Here is an 18,191-nt window from a genome sequence, read left to right on the forward strand (position 1 = left end):
AAGAATCGCACCAAAAACGCAAATCCTACCCAAACCTCCCCGCGATGTAATCCCTTGTCTTTTTCTCTTTTGCTTCATCGCTAAAAATCACTTTTGTTTTGTTAAACTCCACCACTTCGCCTAGCCAGAAAAACGCCGTTTTATCGCTGATTCGCATTGCTTGTTGCATATTGTGCGTAACGATTATGATGGTGTATTTGGTGCGCAAATCTTTGATAAGCTCTTCGATTTTTAGCGTAGAGATGGGGTCTAGCGCACTTGTAGGCTCGTCCATCAAAATCACTTCGGGGTTGATTGCCAACGCCCTTGCAATGCAAAGCCTCTGCTGCTGCCCTCCGCTTAGAGATAACGCAGAATCTTGCAACCTATCTTTTAGCTCATCAAAGAGCGCGACATTTTTTAGGCATTTTTCCACGATTTCATTGAGCTTATTTTTGTCCTTGATTCCGTGCGTTTTGGGACCAAACGCAAGATTTTCATAGATACTCATAGGAAATGGATTTGGCTTTTGAAACACCATTCCCACCTTTTTGCGAAGCAGATTGACATTGTAATTTTTGTAGATATTTTTGTCATTGAGTAAAATCTGCCCTTTGATTTTGCAACCCTCCACAAAGTCATTCATACGATTGAGGCTTTTTAGAAGCGTGGATTTGCCACAGCCACTAGGACCGATAAACGCACTAATCTCATTTTCTTGCAACTCCAAATTGATATTTTTTAGCGCGCGAAAATTGCCATAATAGAGATTCATATCCTTGATTTTAAACGCCACACCCATTTTGTCTCCTTTTGTTTTGGTTTATCATTGCGAGAAGTCGGCACGACTTCGTGGCAATCTATTTTTGCAGTTTTTTCACTGCGAGATTTGAGAGCAGGTTTATCCCCACCACGATAAAAAGCAAGATTACCGCCGTAGCATACGCCTGCTCTATGTATAGCCCCTCGCTTAAAATCGCGTAGAGATGCACGCTAAGCGTCCGTCCAGAATCTCCCACTCCCGCTACCTTTGCCACGCTCCCAGAAGTATAAAGCAATGCCGCGCTCTCCCCGATAATGCGTCCCACGCCTAAAATCACTCCGCTTAAAATCCCGCTTAACGCGCAGGGCAACACCACGATAAAAATCGTCCGCAGTTTCCCCGCACCCAGCGCGAAGCTCCCCTCTTTGTAGGCACTTGGGACGGATTTGAGCGATTCTTGTGTGGCGGTCAAAATCAAAGGCAAAATCATAACCGCTAAAGTAAGCGCACCAGAGAGCATACTAACCCCCATTTTGAAATAGATGACAAAAGCCAAAAATCCAAAAAGCCCATACACAATGCTAGGAATCCCCACTAGCACTTGCGAAGCGAGGTTTATCACGCCCACCACTGCGCTATTTGGCTTGGCGTATTCTTGCAAGAAAATCGCCCCAAAGATTCCAAAAGGCAGGGCAAAGCACAGCGACAGCGCAATCATAAAAAGCGTGTTTATGATTGCGGGTGTCATCGAAGCATTTTCGCTAGAATACTCCCACTCAAAGAGTTCCGCGCTTAAAAACGGAATGCCTTTTAGCAAAATGTAGCCAACGATGAGCGCGATTGTGGCGAGTGTAAAGCCCACGCCCACATACATAATCCACCTTAAAAATAGCGATAAAAAGTCCTGCGCCTTTATGGTGGCTATCATCTCTTTGTCGATTTTGTCTCTAAATCCCATTTAATCGCCCCTTTTTACGCCCTTTTCTTTATCGCTAAAAAGCACGCGTTGATTAGCAATATAAACACAAACAGCACCGCACTTGAAGCGATGAGCGCGTCTCTGTGAATCCCACTTGCATAGCCAAGCTCTAGCACGATATTTGTCGTCATCGTCCGCACGCCATTGCTTATGGATTGCGGTATCACGGGTTGATTCCCCGCGATTACGATTACCGCCATAGCCTCACCGATAGCCCGTCCAATGCCTAAAATCACGCTTGCCAAAATCCCGCTTTTAGCATCGCGCAACACGACAAAAAACACCGCTCTCTCCACACTTGCCCCTAGCGCGATTGCGCCCTCAAAGTAGCTTTTGCTTACCGCTTCAATGCTACTTTTTGATACCAAAATTATGGTGGGCAAAATCATCATCGCAAGCAACACACTCGCGCTCAAAAGCCCCTTGCCATTTGTCTCAAAGATTTGGGAGAAAAATGGCACAACCACAATAAGCCCAAAAAATCCATACACAATGCTAGGAATCCCAGCCATCAGCTCAACCAAAGGCGTTAAAAAGCGGTTTTGGCGCGAAAAATACGCCAAATACACCGCGCACAAAATCCCAAAAGGCACGCCAAAGGCAATCGCTAGTCCCGTTACATACACGCTCCCCACAATCATAGGGAAAATCCCAAAGACTTCATTGAGCGGCTGCCACACATCGCCTAAGAGAAATTCGCCAACGCCAATGTGATAAATCGTAGGCACAGCATTGCCAAACAAAAACGCGCAGATAATGATAACCGCGAGAATGCAGACAATCGCGCTAAAGCCAAATGCGACTTTTGCCAAAGATTCGAGCGTAAAAAAGTCAGTGATTCGCCCTTTGAAACTTTGTGTGATTCGCGCCTTTGTTTTGGTGTCAAATTTATTTGGCGATTTTTTATGTTTTGCCATTTTTTGTCCTATTTTGTATCGTTATTGCGAGAAAATGCGTAGCATTTTCGTGGCAATCTATTTTGTGGATTGCTTCGTTGTGGCTTTCAGCCACTGCCTCGCAATGACAAAGTGCTATTTCCCCAAATTTTCCCATTTTGTGATTTTGCCACTAAAAATGTCCTTAACCTGCGCCTTTGTCAAATCGCTAATGTTATTTTTAGGATTCACAATCACCGCCAATCCATCAACCGCCAAAACTTCATCTTTTATCCCCAAATCTCTCTCTTTGGCTTTTAGCTCACGGCTCACCATTCCAATGTCTGCGATTCCTTGCACGACAGAATTTATCCCCGTTGTCGAATCGGATTGCAAAATCTCAATCTCCACGCTTGGATTTTGCGCCTTATAGGCTTCTTTTAGCTTTTCCATTAGTGGGGTAATCGAGCTTGAACCAGCCACCACGATTTTGCCATTTAGCTTTTTGCTCGCTACTTTTTTGACATCAAGCGGAATGTATCCCGCCTTTGAAATCACCCCAGCATTTGCCTTGCTAAAATCCAAAAAGTCCCGCACTAACGCAAGTTTATCACCGCTTAAGCCCTTTGTTACGACATTAAATGGGCGCGAAATGGCGTATTTCTTTGCCTTTATATTTTCCACGCTTGGCGCAACGCCATCGATTTGAATGCCCTTTACCATTGGCTTTAGCGAGCCTAATGAGACATAGCCTATGGCATTTTTGTCCTTTGCGATGCTTTGAAGCATTACGGCGGTGGAGTTGGTAATCTCTGCTTTTAGTGTCGTGGTATCGATTTTTTTATCACCCTTTTTCTCAAGCAATCCAAAAATCTCTACAAACGCCCCGCGTGTGCCAGAGCCATCTTCGCGTGAGATGACATTGATTTTACCACTTTGCTCCGCTGCCTTGAGGCTATTTAACCCAAAACACATTGCTATTAAGGCGATTAAGCCCACCATTTGCGCGACTTTTGTTAATTTTACAATCGCTTTCATCTTTGCTCCTTTTGTTTTAAGATTTTGCGAAGTTTGCGTAAATGCTAGCAAACGCGATATGTTGCGCTTAGATTGCAATACACAACCAACACGAGCGAAATCATAACAACGCAATGTAAGAGCAACACACAGGGTTTTGTAAAATTTTTGTAAATTTTGGTGGTAAATCGCAAATCCGATTCGTCATCGCAAGGCGAATCATAGATTCGCACAAAGCAATCCGCGCCCCACCCGTCATTGCGAGGCGCGTGAGTGAAGCAAACGCAACGAAGCAACACATTTTAGCAAATTTTAAATCTGTAAGAATTGCTTACTTTAGGCGAATCAAAAGCAAAATTTATTGATTCGCTTTTGAAGCATTGAATCTACTCACACTCAAAGCCCACTTGTGAGCTATGAATCACGCCATAGATTGCTTTGCTTGTGTCTTTTGCATTTGGTGGGATATAGGCGATTTTATACCATTTAGGATTAGTAGAAACTTTGCCTAAAAATATGATTACGCCTTTGTTTGCTTTGTATTTTTCATATTCACAAACATTGCCAGGCATATCATTTTTTTGTATTGCATAGAGAATCTTGCCATTTGGCGATTCGCGTAGATTGACATAAGAATCTTTGGACGCATACTCCAAAATCGCCTCCCCATTCGCACCTAAAACATACAATTCTAATCTATTAGGATATTTGATAAATGTTTTGCCTATGGGTTGTAAATTTTGTATTTCTCCAAAAAACCTCCACTCATCGCCATCGCCTGTGGTAATATCTAATGTTTTTAGCTTCGCACTCACGCGCACACCGATGATAGATAAAGGATTTTTACTAGCCAAATCATAAAGTTCTTTGGGTAGTTGATGATTTGTGATACTCATATACGCGCTATATGGGAAAATATCTGTTTTGCTTGGATATGGTTTATTTTTGGGAATGAGATTTTGCATATAATAAGGCTCATCAAAAAACAAAATCCACCCTTGATAAAACCCGCTATAATCCGCACTCATAGCATATTGCAACACACCTCTAACCTCCAAATCCCCCTCAAAGCGATGATATGTATTTGCACCTTCTTTTTGGCTATCTGTAAAATCTTTTGTGCTTTTTGTCAATGTAAGCGGTTTTAGTTTTTGTGGCAATGTGGGATTTTGTCGCAAATCGTTAAAAAACAATGTTTCGCCGTTTATTTGCGTGGTATTTGGGCTATAAAGCAATGGTTGAGATTCTATTTCTTCTTGTGATGGCAAGGTTTCTATAAAGGCATTGCTTGGTGCAAGGCATAATAAGCACAAAACTATTAGTTTTTTCATTTTTCACTACCTTAATATTTTTTAGATTCGCGTGAATCTTATCTAAAATCGCTTAATTAAATCGCCCTTTTTGTTTGGCAAATCTCTACTCTCACGCAAAAATTGCACCCAAAGAAATGTAAAATCTTTGTAAAATATCGCAACTTAACTATTTTTGCAAGGCAAAATACTGCTAAAATACCAAAATAATTTTGGAGCAAACAATGGTATTTATTTTAGAGGACGATAAAAATATCGCCGAGATTGTGGCGTATTCGCTAAAAAGTCAGCGCATAGATTCGCGCATTTTTGAAGACGCACAAAGTCTTTATATTGCGCTAAAAAGCGAGATTCCGCAGGTTTTGGTGTGCGATATTATGCTACCAAATGAAAATGGTTTGAGTGTGATTAAAAAATTGCGTGAAAATCACAGGACAAAAAATATCGCTATCATCATTCTTAGCGCACTAAACGCAGAGTATGACAAAGTGAGCGGGCTAGATTTGGGCGCAGATGACTATCTCACAAAGCCCTTTTCTGCCCTTGAACTAATCGCACGAGTAAAGGCACAAATGCGCCGAAATCCCGCGCAAAATAGCAATATTTTGCAACATAGTGGGCTTGTCGTGGCAGTGGATTCGCGCCAAATTAGCATTGATGGGGAGCGCGTGGATTTGACGCCAAAGGAATTTGAACTTTTGGTGCTACTTTTTAGCAATCGCAATCGCGCTTTTAGCAAGGGAGATTTGCTTGAAAATATTTGGGGATATAGCAACACGCGGACACTTGACATTCACATAAGCTCTCTACGCGCCAAATTAGGCAAATATGGCACTTGCATAAAGACGATTCGCTCAATAGGCTACCTGTTTGACGAATCCTAAATTTTTAGGCGAATTTGCGTTAGGCAAAATCTACCGCCCAAAAAGCCTTGCAAGACGGCTTGTGCTTGGGATTTTTTCGCTTATTTTTATCGTGCAAGTGATTAGCATTGCCATAAGCGCGATATTTTTAAACGAATCGCACAAAAATGAAGCGTTTGCGGATTTGGAAGTTTATGCGAATATTTTGGGCGAATCGCTAGGGGATAATCTATCGCAAAATTTGCTTGAAAATGCGTTTGGCGCGATAGATTCGCATTATCGCATAAGCATTATTGATTTGAGTGGCAAAGTGATTTTTGATAATAAAATCGACATTGCAACGCTAGATAATCACCTGCACCGCGCAGAAGTGCAAAATTTACTACAAGGCAAAAGCCCAAAAGTCGCAAGGCTTTCAGATTCAGAGCTAAAAGAAAATCTCTATTTTACGCGCTTTATTACGCTAAATTTGGGCGCAGATTCGCAGGATTCGCAGCGCGAATCTCTTATTTTGCGCGTTAGCAAGGACAAAGATTCGCTTTTTGCCTATCTCAAAAATTTCACTCCACTTTTTGCCACGCTGTTAATTTTTAGCGCGATTTTTAGCGTGGCACTTGGCATTTTGCTCTCACGCAAAATCCTAAATCCCATCAAAAATATCGATTTATCCCACCCCATTCGCACGAATCCTTACGCTGAATTGCATATTTTTATGCAACAAATCTCCAAACAAAAAAAGAAAATCAAAAAGCAATTAAAGCGCATAAAACAGGGCAAAATGAGCTTTGAGCTAATCACAAAAAATATGAACGAAGGCTTTTTGGTGGTGGATTGGGAGGGCAATATCACGCAATGCAATGCAAAGGCGTTGCAAATCCTAAAAACCACGCAAAATAGCAATATTTTTAGCCAAAATCCAAAATTTGGCAATGCCGTGCAAAATAGCATAGATTCGGGCAACGAATCCTTTGAAATTACGCTAAATGAGTATTTTTGCGCCGTTATTTGTATGCCGATTTTTGTAAAATCCGCGCTAAAAGCTATCATCATTTTGCTCTTTGATAAAAGCACACAGCGCGACATTTTGGCATTGCGAAAAGAGTTTAGCGCAAATGTAACCCACGAGCTAAAAACGCCCCTATCTAGCATTCTACTAAGTGCGGAAATGTTAAGCAACAATTTAGTAGCAGAGCGTGATAAAGCCGAATTTATCGCCAAAATCTACGCCGAATCCAAAAGGCTTTTGACGCTTATTGAAAAGATTTTAAAAATCTCATTTTTAGAAGAAGTGGCGGTGGAAAAAGAGCGGTTAAATCTATCAAATATCATAAGGCAGATTTTGCCAAATATTGAGATTTTGGCGCGTGAAAAGGGCATAAAATGCGAGTTTGTAGAATGCGAAGAGCTTGTGGATGGTAAAATGGGGGCGCAAGAGATTTTAGGAATCCCTGCGTTGCTTGAAGATATGGTGTATAATTTGTGCGAAAATGCGATTAAATATAGTGGCGAAAATGGCGCGGTGAAAGTCATTTTGGATTATGAAAATGGTGGCGTGGTGTTGCGCGTGGTGGATAATGGCATAGGAATCGCGCCAAATGAATGCGAGCGAATCTTTGAGCGATTTTACTGCGTGGATAAGTCGCGCTCTAAAAATTTGGGTGGCAATGGGCTTGGACTTGCAATAGTGAAGCGCATCGCCAAAATCCACAACGCCACAATCTCCGTGCATAGCGAATTAGGCAAGGGAAGTGAGTTTGAGATAAGATTTTTGCCACAAAAATAAATGCGCGAATCTTATGTGTGGATTTTAGATTCGCGCCTTTTGGATTCGCGTGGTTTGGATTCTTCGCTCACTTTGTTCGCTCAGAATGACGAAGTGGGTGCGAATCTTAAAATTTTTTGCAAAAATTTGCGATTCGCATTGCAATGGTGATTTAAATGTCAATCCGTTCTAAATTCGATTTCATAGTTTATGATAAAGTCCATTTCTTCATCGCTCAAATCATAAAGCGGACAAATAAGCCTATCGATTTCATCAATTATGTGTTTTGATTTGCGGAGGCGGTATTCTTTTTTGCCTGTGGAGGTGAAGTTTGATTTTTTCTCTATGTCGGCTTGAAGTTTTTTGCCTAGTTTAGCAAGATTTGCAAGTATTTGTTTGCTTAATTTTGGGATAGGGAATCGCTCAAATTCATAAATATAGCTATGTCTGCCCTCCGCATACGCATTTTTAAACCACCAAAAAAGATTGCTTGTCATTAAGGCAACGATTGCATTAGCATTTTTAACCTCAAAACTTTTTTGCGTAGTCGAATCGGTGGTAGAATAAGTCGTAAATAAATTATAATATCGATTGCCCGTGTCTCTATAATAGATTCTCTCTTTGCCTTTCATAAAGGATTTTAGCGTTTGTTTTTGGGCATAAAGTTTTTTCATTATGACTTTTTCAATCGGCAAACTAATTTTACAAAACGCCCCTTCTCGCACAAATTCGATACTATTTATAAATTGTTGAGCTTCTATTAGCTCTTTTAGGGTTTGGCTAGAATAGCGTTTATTTACTTGCGTTGTAAATAGTTCTTTTGTGGGTGAGAGCGTTTTTTTAATGCTAATAACTGAGACTTTTTGCTCGGCACTAGGGAACACTTTGGCGGGTCTATCGCCATAGCTACTGACTTTAATCCATTCGCAATTATCCAAAAGCATTTTATGTAAATCAATATTTGATTTACTGCTAGTAACGGTTATTGGGACAATGTAGGCAAGATTGCCATTTTGCTTAATGAGATTAAAGCCCTTTTCGATAAAGAGTTTGTAAGTATCGCCTGTGTCGGCGTATTGATATTTCCATTGCTCTTTTGGCAATTTTTTGTTTTGGCAAAAATCCTTTTGCGCGCTATCTAGCAAATCCCCATAGGGCGGATTACCCACTATCAAATCAAAGCACATAAAATCCCCATTTTTATCCAACACTTCGGGGAATTCAAATCGCCATTCAAAGTAGGATTTTGCCTCTTTTGAGATGGATTCATAAGATTTCATAGAATTTAGCAAAGCGATAAAATCTTTTTGCACAAAGGCGCGTGGCTCGTTTGTAATGCCAAGCGTTTTGTGATAATTAAATGCGATTAGGTAGTCATTTAGCTTTTTGCTTGCTTCTTGCAATTCTTTTGGGTTTGCGTTTGGCAATTTTGCATTATCGATTCCGCCGTAGCCATAGGATTTTAGATAGTTTGCAAGGGTGCTTTTAAATGCGCGATAGCTTGGGTGGGTTTTGATAAAAAGGCTTAAAATAAATTCTTTTGCAGATTCTATCTCGCGCTTATGCAATGCCCTTAAATCCTCGTTTGTCTCGTTTTTGTAGGCATTTGTGGCGTTTTTGTAGGATTGTATTTGTTTGGGTAGTTTCACTTTCAAATCATCTAAAATGGATTTTATTTCGGCGACTTCTTCATCGGATTCGCCTAGTTTTCTATCTTTGTTTAGCAGGGCTTTTAGCTGGGATTCTAGCTTTTCTTTGCTAAAATTTAGGGTTATGTTTGAGATAAGAGAGTTGCCACATTTTATGTTTATATCGATATTTGGGAGGGTTTGCATTTGGTGAATGCACGAATCTAAATTTTCGTTGAATCCATCGTTTGAATCTGTCAAATAATAGCTATTTTTTAGCAATTCTATCCAAAGGCGCAATTTGCAAATCTCCACAGAATTTGGATTTATATCCACGCCAAAAAGATTATTTTCGATGATAGATTTTTTTAGCGCGAATAATGCCTTTTGGATTTTGTGTCTTGGCTCATTTGGGCTTTTTGGCTTGGCATAGACAAAATCACTCAAAACTAGCTCATCACCGATAATATGCAACTCTTTGCTTAAAATGCTAGAATCTAATAGCCCCAAATCATAGTAGATTCTTATCATCTCATTTAGCGCGGAGACTAAGAAATGTCCGCTCCCTACCGCTGGGTCGCAGATTTTTATGCTTTTTAGCGTGGCTATGTGTTTATTTATAATGGATTGTCTATCGTTATGGGGATTTTTGTCATTGCGAGAATCTATTTTTGCGGATTGCAACCCACCCCCTTTGTCCCCCTCCGCAAGGGAGGGGGAGTTTTTGGCATCTTTAAGCCCCTCCCCTTGCGGGAGGGGTTGGGGTGGGGTAGATTTGGCATTCGTGTTTCTAGCGGTGCGGATTTCGCGGTAGATTTCATATTCTATGTCGGCTATATTTTTGCATTGCCATTTGGGATTTGCCTCATTAAATCTTTGCACAACGACTTGTTGCAAATTTTCCTCGCATATATACGCGCTAATCGCACTTGGCGTGTAAAAAGAGCCATCTTTATACGCATTTATGCGCTCAAAGACATTGCCTAAAATGCTTGCATTTATGAGTGTATCGGCTTCGTATTCCTCGCCACTACCAAAATCATAGCTATCCAAAAAATCTAGCAAATAGCGCAAAAGCGGGATTTTAGCGACATTTGAGATTTTGGATTTTTTGTTGTATTCGCTGTAAGGGAGCAATTCTTTATCATTGCTTAGGGCGCGTATGTGAATGAGATTTTGCTCGATTTTATTTGGATTAAACAGCGATGAGTTGAGATATGGCATCGCAAAAAATGGCGAATTTTTATCGCGCTCATCGTGTGGCTTGGCAAAGACTTCAAAAAAGAGATTCTCCAAACTTTGAAAATCTTTTATGTGTTTGTTGTTTAGAAATTTTATGGATTGTTTGCCTTTTTCTTGGCTATTAAAACGAATGAGATTCGCCTCGATTAACTTCAAAAATAAGATTCGATTTAGCCACAAAATAATAAGAGAGATAATGTTTTCTTGGGTTTTGTCTGCTTCATCAGGTAGCGAATCGATTATGTTATGATACAGCGTCCCGCTTACATTGTTTGGGATAATGGTGTTTTTGTTTTTATCTCTGCTCCCATCTAGGACTTTTAATCCCAAAATATAAAGCAACTCTTTATAAAACGCCTCGTTAATGTCATTTTTGTGGATATATAATTCAAGCAAAAATTCGGGCGAAAACGCCTTGACAAAGGGCTTAATCTCGCTTAAATCTTTGCAATCCACAATTTGACGCAAATCCAAATATAGCGGTCTAAATTCTGCATTAAAATGCTCGCTATCGAAATATTCTTTTAGCTCATTGTAAAAATCCTCGTTTGTTTTTTGCGCTATTTTTTCTTTTTTTAAATCCGTTTGCTTTGTCAAAGATTTGTATTTGCCATAAAGATTGTTTTTGATATGTTCATCTTTGTATAAATATCTCTCAAATTCGCTTTCTTTGAAAATGAAAAATTGATAAAAATCCGTGATAATGATATATTTTATATCAAACCTTGCCCCACTCTCTAAGCAACGCTCTTTTTCACGCAAATAATATAAAATCACTTCGTGCAACGCCTTTTTGTTGTGATTCTCCGCGCTTATCATTTCATTTGCATTGCTTGGCTTTTTTGCTTCGATAATCACTGCGATATTACTATCTTGCATAAGGGCTAAATCAATCTCACTTTTGCCTTGTGATTTTTGCTTGATAGCTGTGCTAAATCCTAGCGATTGGAGCAATGGCGTAAGCGCGTTTGCCACCAAATAATCCTCGTTTTGGCTAATAAGTGTTGGGAGATAATTATTGATTTTTTGTTTAAATTCTTTGTATTGCTGCTCGGGGACTTTGGAGTGGTAGTATAAATCGCCCCCAAGAAAACTCGCAATCTCTTGAGGCGTCTCTCTTATGTTTAATTGAAGCATTTTCGCCCTTTTTGTAAAATTTGGTGCATTATAGCATTATTTTGTTTGATTTCTTTGAATAATGTGAATGCAATAGATTCGTGGCAATCGACATAAAATGCGATTTTGGAGTGATTTTGGAGTGCGAATCTTGTGCGTGGATTTTAGATTCTCGCCTTTTAGATTCGCGTGAATCTAAGATTTGTGATTTTTGATTTTTGCGCGAATCTTAAAATTTTTTGCAAAAATTTTGATTTGCCCCTTGACAGATAGTAACTATCATCTTTTATAATTGCATTTTTAAATTTAAATTCAAAGGATAAAAGATGAAAAAAGAGATTCATAGCGAACGCAGAGAGTTTGTAAAAGATAGTGCGAAAATCGGCGGTGCGATTGGCATAAGTGCGATTTTGGGGCATTCACTAGCATTTGGTGCAGAAAACGCGAATCCAAAAAGCGCGAATCCAAAAGGCAAATCCCAAATCATCGGCACAGATGAGGCAATCGCACAGGCAAAAAGCGGAGCGCGGATTGATTCTAAAGGCTACGCAGCTTTTAGCAAGGATTTCACATTTAAGCCATACACCTTCACGCGCCACCCACTAGGCGAGCGCGACATTTTGATAGAGATTTTATACGCGGGGATTTGCCATAGCGACTTGCATTCAGTCGCTGGCGACCACCACGCGCCTATCTATCCCATAGTGCCCGGGCACGAAATCGCAGGGCGCGTAGTCGCAGTTGGGAGCAAAGTTCGCAAGTTTAAAATCGGCGATTACGCGGGAATTGGCTGTATGGTAAATAGCTGTGGCGAGTGCGAAGCGTGCAAGCGTAGCGAAGAGCAGTTTTGCACCAATGCAAAAACCGTCTTTACTTACAATAGCAAAGATGTCTTTCACGGCGGTGAAAACACCTATGGTGGCTACTCAAACAACTATGTAGTAAGCGAAAAATTTGCCATAAAAGTGCCAAAATCCGCACAGATTGAAAAAGTCGCACCCTTGCTTTGCGCGGGGATTACGACTTATTCGCCTATAATGTTTAGCAAGGTAAAAAGAGGGCAAAAAGTCGCAGTCGCAGGGGTAGGCGGACTAGGGCATATGGCGGTAAAATATATGGTGGCATTAGGCGCGGAGGTTACGGGATTTGACATAGTTGATAAGCGCGAATCTGTGCTAAAACTTGGCGCAAAGCGATTTATCAATGTCAAAGATAAAGAATTTAGCCAAATCGCAAATGAATTTGACTTTATCATCTCAACTATCCCCTATCACTACGACATAAACGCCTATCAAAAAATGCTAAAAATGTATGGCGAAATGGCAATCGTAGGCTTACCCGCACCAAAAGATAATCCGCATTTAGACGCAAATGCGATGATTTGGCAGTTTAGGCGCAAGATTTATAGCTCACTTATCGGTGGCATAAAAGAAACGCAAGAAATGCTAGATTTTAGCGTGAAAAATAATATCTACCCGCAGATTGAGCTAATCCCTATTAGCGAACTTGATAACGCCTACAAAAAAGTCGCAAAAGGCGAAGCGAATTTTCGCTTCGTCATTGATATGCGAAGTTTGAGCTAAGGTTAAAGATAAAATTTTGGTGCTTTGGTGGCTAAATATTTAGGGCATGTTTTTAAGCGATTTAAAAGATACAAAGGCGCGAATTGCAAATTCAGCGCATTTCATAAACGGCGTAGCACAAAATTTAAAGCCAAATAGCGAATCTAGCGCAGGTGATTCGCAAGATTTGCGCGAATCTGCCAAAAATAAAAAGAAATTTACTAAATTATCTTTGCTTGAAATTTCAAGATGGTGCGGATATTTACGCGCCTAGCGAGTTGCCTGCGATTTACCCGCGATTGATTTTTTGCTTATCACGCACAATCGCCAAAATCCACAATGCAAAAATCGAAGTGCATAGCGAATTAGGCAAGGGCAGTGAGTTTGAGATAATTTTTGCTAAAATGCGATGAAAATTTTAAGGGGAGTTGAATGCAAAAATTTACAGATTCTGCGGTGGATTCTGCGCTAGATTCTGCAAATCAAAGCAAAAACGCAGAATCTATGCGCCTTGATATTTTTTTGCATAAAAATGGCTTCACACAATCGCGCAATCAAAGCGTAGAGCTTATCAAAAATGGCTTTGTGTGCGTAAATGGGCGCGTTATTTTAAAGCCATCGTTTTTAGTGCAATCGCAAGATTTGGCGCAAAATCTCAAAATCCTTAAAAACGACATTTTTGTAAGCAGAGCGGGAGAGAAATTAGAATCATTTTTTAAAAATCACAGCCTAAATTTGCAGGGTTTAAGCGTCATCGATATTGGTAGCGCAAAGGGCGGATTTGCGCAAGTCGCGCTAAAATACGGCGCAAAAAGCGTGGTTTGCGTTGATGTGGGGAGCAATCAGTTAGATTCTGCGTTGCGACAAAATCCAAAGATTAGATTTTATGAAAACTGCGCTATTGCAGACTTTCACGCGAATCAAACTTATGATTTTGTCCTGTGCGATGTGAGTTTTGTTTCTTTGCACCACATTTTGCCCGATATTAAGCGACTTTGTGCGGACAAGGCATTGCTACTTTTTAAGCCACAATTTGAAGTAGGTAAAAATGTCAAACGCAACAAAAAAGGCGTGGTGGTGGATAAAAGCGCGATTTTAGAAACGCTTGAATCTTTTAAAACTACGCTAAAAGCGAATGATTTTAAGGTGCTTTGTGCCGAATCTTGCGCGATTAAGGGAAAGGAAGGCAATGAAGAAATTTTCATCTATATCCAAAAATAACAAAATCACAAACATCACAATCGGCAAATTTGATAGCATTCATCTTGCGCACCAGCGGTTAATTTCGGCGTTAGATAAAAATGGTGCGGTGATTATTATCGCGTTTGGGGGCGATTTGAGCGATTCAAAGTCAAAAGGCGCGAATCAAAACGCACAAATTCTCCCACAAAGCGAGAAAAAACGCCATATTTCAACTCCCATTTATTTTATAAAATTTGACAAAATCAAAAATCTAAGTGGCAAAAAATTTATAAAATTATTGCAAAAAAAGCTCCCGCATTTGCGCGAAATCATCGTGGGAGAGGACTTTCGCTTTGGCAAAAATCGCGCATTTTGCGCAAAAGATATTTCTAAAATCTCAAATCTAAAAACTCGCATTTTTAAGGAAATGAAAATCGACAAGACGCCTGTGCATTCGCAAAATATCCGCGCATTTTTGGGAGATGGCAAAGTCGCATTTGCAAACAAACTGCTTGGGCGAATGCACAGCATAAAAGGGCGCATTGTGCGTGGGCAAGGGCTTGGCAAAAAAGCGGTAGTGCCTACGATAAATGTGGAAGTGAGTGATTACTTGCTCCCGCAAAGTGCCGTGTATGCGAGTAAAACGCGCCTTTGTGGCAAAATGCACGATTCGATTACATTTCTTGGCAAAAGAGAAAGTGCGGATAATAATTTTGCGATTGAGAGCCACATTTTGGGCGATTTTGGGGAGGAAACAAATATGCTTTTAGGCAAAAAAGCGCGGATTTTTTTTGTAGAAAAAATCCGTGATAATCGCAAGTTTGATTCGCTCCCCGCGCTAAAAGCACAGATTCAAAAAGACATCAAAAAAGCAAAGGCGATTTTAAAATAAATTTGCTATGATTGCGATTTTAATTTCAAAACAAAGGATAAAAAAATGAAAAACTTCAAAACGGGGGGGGGCAGAATCCCTAACTAAAACCGCAGAATCTACCCAAAATTCTGCAAATAAAAGCACAAAAATCGCCAAAACCGCAGAATCTAACAAAAATCAATCGTGCGAATCACCCAAATCTCGCCCGCTTCGTGGTGCAAAAAATCGGATTCGAACGAGCAGTAGTGCGAGTGCCGATTTTTTGCTAGAAGCGGATAAGCGAGGCACTCCCCCTAAAAGCGAAAAGCGGCAGCTTTTGGCGCGTAGGGGGAGCGGGGCGGTGGGTGCAGCCCTTTTGCGAAAAAAAACAAGCGAATCAAATGGCAAAAATTGCGAAAATACCGCAGATTCTGCAAACGAAATAAAAAACGCAGAATCTAATACAAAATCGCAGAATCTAAAAATGGATTGCCACGATTCTGCTACGCAGAATCTCGCAATGACTGAAAAAAATACACTAGATTCTGCGAACGCAACACAAAACGCAGAATCTACCCAATCTTCTATCAAAGTCATAAATAAAGATTTCGTTCTCACAAACAAGAAACTTCCCACACGGCGTGGCGTTATTTGGTTGGGGCAGACTTGTAATTTAAACTGCTATTTTTGCTACTTTGCTGAAAAAATCGCAGATAAATCTCACCCACAGCATCCATTTTTTACGATAGAAAAAGCAAAGGAAATTTGCAGAATCTTTAAAGATGAGTATGGATTAAATAGTATCGATATTCAGGGCGGAGAACCGACTATTTATCCGCAGATTTTTGAGTTGCTAAAATATTGCAATGAGATTGATTTAAAACCCACTTTGATTACAAATCTCATCGCTTTGGCGAATTTTGAGTATGCTAAAAAGTTCAAAGATGCTGGGATTTATGACTTTTTGGTAAGTTTGCAGGGCATTGGGGAGACTTATAATAAAGTCGTCGGGAAAAATAATGCTTTTGAAAAGCAAATAGCGGCGTTGGAGAATTTAGCGAAGTTGGAAATCCCCATTCGCGTGAATGCCGTGCTTAGCAATGAAATCATTAGCGAGTTGCCACAAATTGTGGATTTGGCGATTAAATATAACGCAAGGGTGGTGAATTTTCTTTCATACAATAATACAGGCGACCAAAAGATTCTGCGTGATAGGGAAAAAATCCCATATTATGACATCATCGCTACAAAACTCGCCCCGCAAATACAGCGATTGGAAAGTCTTAATATTGAGGTGAATGTGCGATTTTTGCCATTTTGCGTGATGGATGAAAAGTATCGTAAAAATATCCAAAATAGTGAGCAGATGATTTATGATATTCACGAGTGGGAGGCGAGTTCCAGACTTTGGATTGATAGAAATAATCAAAGGGAGGCAAAGGCAGATATTGAGAAGCGAAGGACGATTTATTACCTCTCTCGCTTTAAGATTTCTAAGATTTATCGCTCTAAAAGTTTGAGTGAAAAAATGCGGTGGTTAAGGCGACTAATTATGCCATTTTTGCCACAAGCAAGGCATTATGAGGAAATTTTGCCATATCAAAAACCCATTTTAAACAAACTGCGATTTTACACGCCAAATGCAAAATTTCGCCCAAAGTTAAGCAAAATCGAGCATTTTTACATCGAGCAAAAGGAAGTTATGCGCGATATCGTGCCATCCAAAATCTATCACAAAAAATGCGAAAGTTGCGATTTGAGCGAGATTTGCGATGGATTTTATGTGGATTTTATCGATGAGTTTGGTTCAAATGCGATAAAAGCAATCAAAATAGATTCTGCGAAAAATGGCGCAGATTCTACGAAAAATGATAAAGATTCTGCGAAAAATGCTGCTGGGGGGGGCGGAAAGTGTTAGATTCTGCATTTTATACCAAAAATCAATTCAAAGTCATCGAAAAGCAAGAGTGGGATTGGTATTTTGATGGAAATGAAAGAAAATTTATCGCGGAGCAACTCAATGCAAAATCTAAATAATTCGCAAAATCTCGCAATGACAAATAATTCGCAGAATCTAAACAAATCGCAGAATCTCCCCGCCGTTGCGTGCATTGTGACAAATTATAATTATGGAAAGTTTCTTTTAGAGTGCATAGATTCTATAAAAAATCAGCATTATCCAAATCTGCAAATTATCGTAGTGGATGATGGAAGTAGCGATAATTCGCTAGATTTATTAGCGCAAATTAGCGAAATTTGCGTGGTAAAAAAGCAAAATGGCGGGCAACTAAGTGCGTTTAATGCTGGATTTAGCGCGGTGAAAGAGGGTTGCGAGATTGTCTTTTTTATCGATAGCGATGATTTGATGAATGCAAATTATATCGCGCGGTGCGTGGAAGCATTCGCCAAAAATCCAAATATTGACTACATTTTTTGCAAAACGCAGAATCTCTACAATGACGGCAAAAGGGAAAATTGCCCCGTGCCTTATGAAAGCGACATCGGATTTGGATTATATGCGACTTATTTTGGCAGGGAATATTTTGGCGTTGCAACTTCGTGCATTTGCATAAAGACGCAGATTCTGCGGAAAATTTTGCCACTTGATTTGGAGGATGAGTGGAAAATCCGCGCGGATGATTGCATTATTTATGGGGCGAGTTTGGTTGGGGCGAATATTTATCATTTGGATTTTTATGGCATTTCATACCGCATACACGGGGAAAATAACTATAATGGCAAAAAGTTTGATAACGCATATTTGTTTAGGCGAGAGATTGCGCTATCAAAACTTTTTGAGATTCTGCGAAGTAAAAATCATATATTTTTCTCGCCAAGTAGTTTGTATTTGGAGTTTCTAAACTCGCGCACAGCGCACAAAAAGCGCAAATATATAAAAATCACTTTGCTTTCAAATCTATCGATTTTTCATAAAATGGGGTTGATTTTTAGGATTTTAAAATATTAGATTCTGCGATATAATTGCGATTTTATTTCACGCAAAAGAGCGGTTTTATGCGAAATTTGCGAAAATTTTATGCGAAAGGGTAGGGCAGAGCG

At 39.9% G+C, this 18,191-nt stretch carries 20 protein-coding genes; 11 read left to right on the forward strand and 9 right to left on the reverse strand.

Annotated features, from left to right (window positions below; genetic code table 11):
- Positions 1 to 25: 25 nt before the first annotated feature.
- From pstB to ACWIUE_RS03355, 7 genes are all read right to left on the reverse strand, one after another.
- Positions 26 to 775, reverse strand: coding sequence for a phosphate ABC transporter ATP-binding protein PstB (gene pstB / locus ACWIUE_RS03325; RefSeq protein ID WP_454134986.1), 750 nt, complete (start codon positions 773 to 775; stop codon positions 26 to 28).
- Between the two features lie 64 nt (positions 776 to 839).
- Positions 840 to 1,700, reverse strand: a complete 861-nt coding sequence (pstA, locus tag ACWIUE_RS03330; protein ID WP_454134835.1) for a phosphate ABC transporter permease PstA — start codon at positions 1,698 to 1,700, stop codon at positions 840 to 842.
- Positions 1,701 to 1,714: 14 nt separating this feature from the next.
- On the reverse strand, positions 1,715 to 2,638 hold the full coding sequence (pstC, locus tag ACWIUE_RS03335; protein ID WP_454134837.1) for a phosphate ABC transporter permease subunit PstC: 924 nt from the start codon (positions 2,636 to 2,638) through the stop codon (positions 1,715 to 1,717).
- Positions 2,625 to 2,774 (reverse strand): hypothetical protein, encoded by a 150-nt coding sequence (locus ACWIUE_RS03340; protein ID WP_454134839.1) that lies wholly within the window; start codon positions 2,772 to 2,774, stop codon positions 2,625 to 2,627. Before ACWIUE_RS03340 ends, pstC begins: the two co-directional genes overlap by 14 nt.
- Positions 2,753 to 3,634 carry a substrate-binding domain-containing protein gene (locus ACWIUE_RS03345; protein WP_454134841.1) on the reverse strand — a complete coding sequence of 294 codons (882 nt, stop codon included), beginning with the start codon at positions 3,632 to 3,634 and terminating at the stop codon, positions 2,753 to 2,755. The genes ACWIUE_RS03340 and ACWIUE_RS03345 overlap by 22 nt, the downstream gene beginning before the upstream one ends.
- A gap of 44 nt (positions 3,635 to 3,678) precedes the next feature.
- A complete protein-coding gene (locus ACWIUE_RS03350; protein WP_454134843.1) occupies positions 3,679 to 3,909 on the reverse strand; it encodes a hypothetical protein in 231 nt (76 codons plus the stop codon).
- Positions 3,910 to 3,999: 90 nt separating this feature from the next.
- Positions 4,000 to 4,944 carry a hypothetical protein gene (locus ACWIUE_RS03355; protein WP_454134845.1) on the reverse strand — a complete coding sequence of 315 codons (945 nt, stop codon included), beginning with the start codon at positions 4,942 to 4,944 and terminating at the stop codon, positions 4,000 to 4,002.
- 203 nt (positions 4,945 to 5,147) lie between these two features.
- Here ACWIUE_RS03355 and ACWIUE_RS03360 point away from each other — a divergent pair, with 203 nt between their 5' ends.
- The 3 genes from ACWIUE_RS03360 to ACWIUE_RS03370 are packed head-to-tail and all read left to right on the forward strand — an operon-like array spanning position 5,148 to position 7,719.
- On the forward strand, positions 5,148 to 5,807 hold the full coding sequence (locus ACWIUE_RS03360; protein ID WP_454134847.1) for a response regulator transcription factor: 660 nt from the start codon (positions 5,148 to 5,150) through the stop codon (positions 5,805 to 5,807).
- Positions 5,794 to 7,569 carry an ATP-binding protein gene (locus ACWIUE_RS03365; RefSeq protein ID WP_454134849.1) on the forward strand — a complete coding sequence of 592 codons (1,776 nt, stop codon included), beginning with the start codon at positions 5,794 to 5,796 and terminating at the stop codon, positions 7,567 to 7,569. The genes ACWIUE_RS03360 and ACWIUE_RS03365 overlap by 14 nt, the downstream gene beginning before the upstream one ends.
- Complete coding sequence (locus ACWIUE_RS03370; RefSeq protein ID WP_454134851.1) at positions 7,570 to 7,719, forward strand: hypothetical protein; 150 nt, start codon at positions 7,570 to 7,572, stop codon at positions 7,717 to 7,719. It abuts the gene before it with no gap.
- An 8-nt stretch (positions 7,720 to 7,727) separates the two neighbouring features.
- Here ACWIUE_RS03370 and ACWIUE_RS03375 read toward each other — a convergent pair whose 3' ends face one another.
- Positions 7,728 to 11,555 carry a type IIG restriction enzyme/methyltransferase gene (locus tag ACWIUE_RS03375; RefSeq protein ID WP_454134853.1) on the reverse strand — a complete coding sequence of 1,276 codons (3,828 nt, stop codon included), beginning with the start codon at positions 11,553 to 11,555 and terminating at the stop codon, positions 7,728 to 7,730.
- Positions 11,556 to 11,860: 305 nt separating this feature from the next.
- Between ACWIUE_RS03375 and ACWIUE_RS03380 the strand changes: the two genes are divergently transcribed.
- The 5 genes from ACWIUE_RS03380 to ACWIUE_RS03400 are packed head-to-tail and all read left to right on the forward strand — an operon-like array spanning position 11,861 to position 15,170.
- A complete protein-coding gene (locus ACWIUE_RS03380) occupies positions 11,861 to 13,117 on the forward strand; it encodes an NAD(P)-dependent alcohol dehydrogenase (RefSeq protein ID WP_454134855.1) in 1,257 nt (418 codons plus the stop codon).
- Positions 13,118 to 13,163: 46 nt separating this feature from the next.
- Positions 13,164 to 13,370: a hypothetical protein gene (locus tag ACWIUE_RS03385; RefSeq protein WP_454134857.1), complete on the forward strand. Its 207-nt coding sequence runs from the start codon at positions 13,164 to 13,166 to the stop codon at positions 13,368 to 13,370.
- Positions 13,333 to 13,509: a hypothetical protein gene (locus tag ACWIUE_RS03390; protein ID WP_454134859.1), complete on the forward strand. Its 177-nt coding sequence runs from the start codon at positions 13,333 to 13,335 to the stop codon at positions 13,507 to 13,509. The genes ACWIUE_RS03385 and ACWIUE_RS03390 overlap by 38 nt, the downstream gene beginning before the upstream one ends.
- Positions 13,510 to 13,528: 19 nt before the next feature.
- Complete coding sequence (gene tlyA / locus ACWIUE_RS03395) at positions 13,529 to 14,317, forward strand: 23S rRNA (cytidine-2'-O)-methyltransferase TlyA (protein ID WP_454134861.1); 789 nt, start codon at positions 13,529 to 13,531, stop codon at positions 14,315 to 14,317.
- Complete coding sequence (locus ACWIUE_RS03400) at positions 14,286 to 15,170, forward strand: bifunctional riboflavin kinase/FAD synthetase (RefSeq protein WP_454134863.1); 885 nt, start codon at positions 14,286 to 14,288, stop codon at positions 15,168 to 15,170. The genes tlyA and ACWIUE_RS03400 overlap by 32 nt, the downstream gene beginning before the upstream one ends.
- Here the strand turns inward: ACWIUE_RS03400 and ACWIUE_RS03405 are convergent.
- Positions 15,162 to 15,326 (reverse strand): hypothetical protein, encoded by a 165-nt coding sequence (locus ACWIUE_RS03405; RefSeq protein ID WP_454134865.1) that lies wholly within the window; start codon positions 15,324 to 15,326, stop codon positions 15,162 to 15,164. The genes ACWIUE_RS03400 and ACWIUE_RS03405 overlap by 9 nt on opposite strands.
- Before the next feature lie 88 nt (positions 15,327 to 15,414).
- Here ACWIUE_RS03405 and ACWIUE_RS03410 point away from each other — a divergent pair, with 88 nt between their 5' ends.
- From ACWIUE_RS03410 to ACWIUE_RS03420, 3 genes are read left to right on the forward strand one after another with little or no spacing between them, the layout of a single operon-like run.
- Positions 15,415 to 17,049 (forward strand): radical SAM protein, encoded by a 1,635-nt coding sequence (locus ACWIUE_RS03410; protein WP_454134867.1) that lies wholly within the window; start codon positions 15,415 to 15,417, stop codon positions 17,047 to 17,049.
- Positions 17,043 to 17,168: a hypothetical protein gene (locus tag ACWIUE_RS03415; RefSeq protein ID WP_454134869.1), complete on the forward strand. Its 126-nt coding sequence runs from the start codon at positions 17,043 to 17,045 to the stop codon at positions 17,166 to 17,168. Before ACWIUE_RS03410 ends, ACWIUE_RS03415 begins: the two co-directional genes overlap by 7 nt.
- Entirely contained in the window at positions 17,152 to 18,099 is a 948-nt protein-coding gene (locus ACWIUE_RS03420) for a glycosyltransferase family 2 protein (protein ID WP_454134871.1), read from the forward strand. The genes ACWIUE_RS03415 and ACWIUE_RS03420 overlap by 17 nt, the downstream gene beginning before the upstream one ends.
- Positions 18,100 to 18,191 lie beyond the last annotated feature (92 nt).

The organism is Helicobacter sp. 23-1045 (assembly GCF_053654655.1).

Bases quoted from the DNA above. Each gene is read 5' to 3' on its own strand.
- pstA (WP_454134835.1), bottom strand. From the start codon at position 1,700: ATGGGATTTAGAGACAAAATCGACAAAGAGATGATAGCCACCATAAAG.
- pstC (WP_454134837.1), bottom strand. From the start codon at position 2,638: ATGGCAAAACATAAAAAATCGCCAAATAAATTTGACACCAAAACAAAG.
- ACWIUE_RS03340 (WP_454134839.1), bottom strand. From the start codon at position 2,774: ATGGGAAAATTTGGGGAAATAGCACTTTGTCATTGCGAGGCAGTGGCT.
- ACWIUE_RS03345 (WP_454134841.1), bottom strand. From the start codon at position 3,634: ATGAAAGCGATTGTAAAATTAACAAAAGTCGCGCAAATGGTGGGCTTA.
- ACWIUE_RS03355 (WP_454134845.1), bottom strand. From the start codon at position 4,944: ATGAAAAAACTAATAGTTTTGTGCTTATTATGCCTTGCACCAAGCAAT.
- ACWIUE_RS03360 (WP_454134847.1), top strand. From the start codon at position 5,148: ATGGTATTTATTTTAGAGGACGATAAAAATATCGCCGAGATTGTGGCG.
- ACWIUE_RS03370 (WP_454134851.1), top strand. From the start codon at position 7,570: ATGCGCGAATCTTATGTGTGGATTTTAGATTCGCGCCTTTTGGATTCG.
- ACWIUE_RS03375 (WP_454134853.1), bottom strand. From the start codon at position 11,555: ATGCTTCAATTAAACATAAGAGAGACGCCTCAAGAGATTGCGAGTTTT.
- ACWIUE_RS03380 (WP_454134855.1), top strand. From the start codon at position 11,861: ATGAAAAAAGAGATTCATAGCGAACGCAGAGAGTTTGTAAAAGATAGT.
- ACWIUE_RS03385 (WP_454134857.1), top strand. From the start codon at position 13,164: ATGTTTTTAAGCGATTTAAAAGATACAAAGGCGCGAATTGCAAATTCA.
- tlyA (WP_454134861.1), top strand. From the start codon at position 13,529: ATGCAAAAATTTACAGATTCTGCGGTGGATTCTGCGCTAGATTCTGCA.
- ACWIUE_RS03400 (WP_454134863.1), top strand. From the start codon at position 14,286: ATGAAGAAATTTTCATCTATATCCAAAAATAACAAAATCACAAACATC.
- ACWIUE_RS03420 (WP_454134871.1), top strand. From the start codon at position 17,152: ATGCAAAATCTAAATAATTCGCAAAATCTCGCAATGACAAATAATTCG.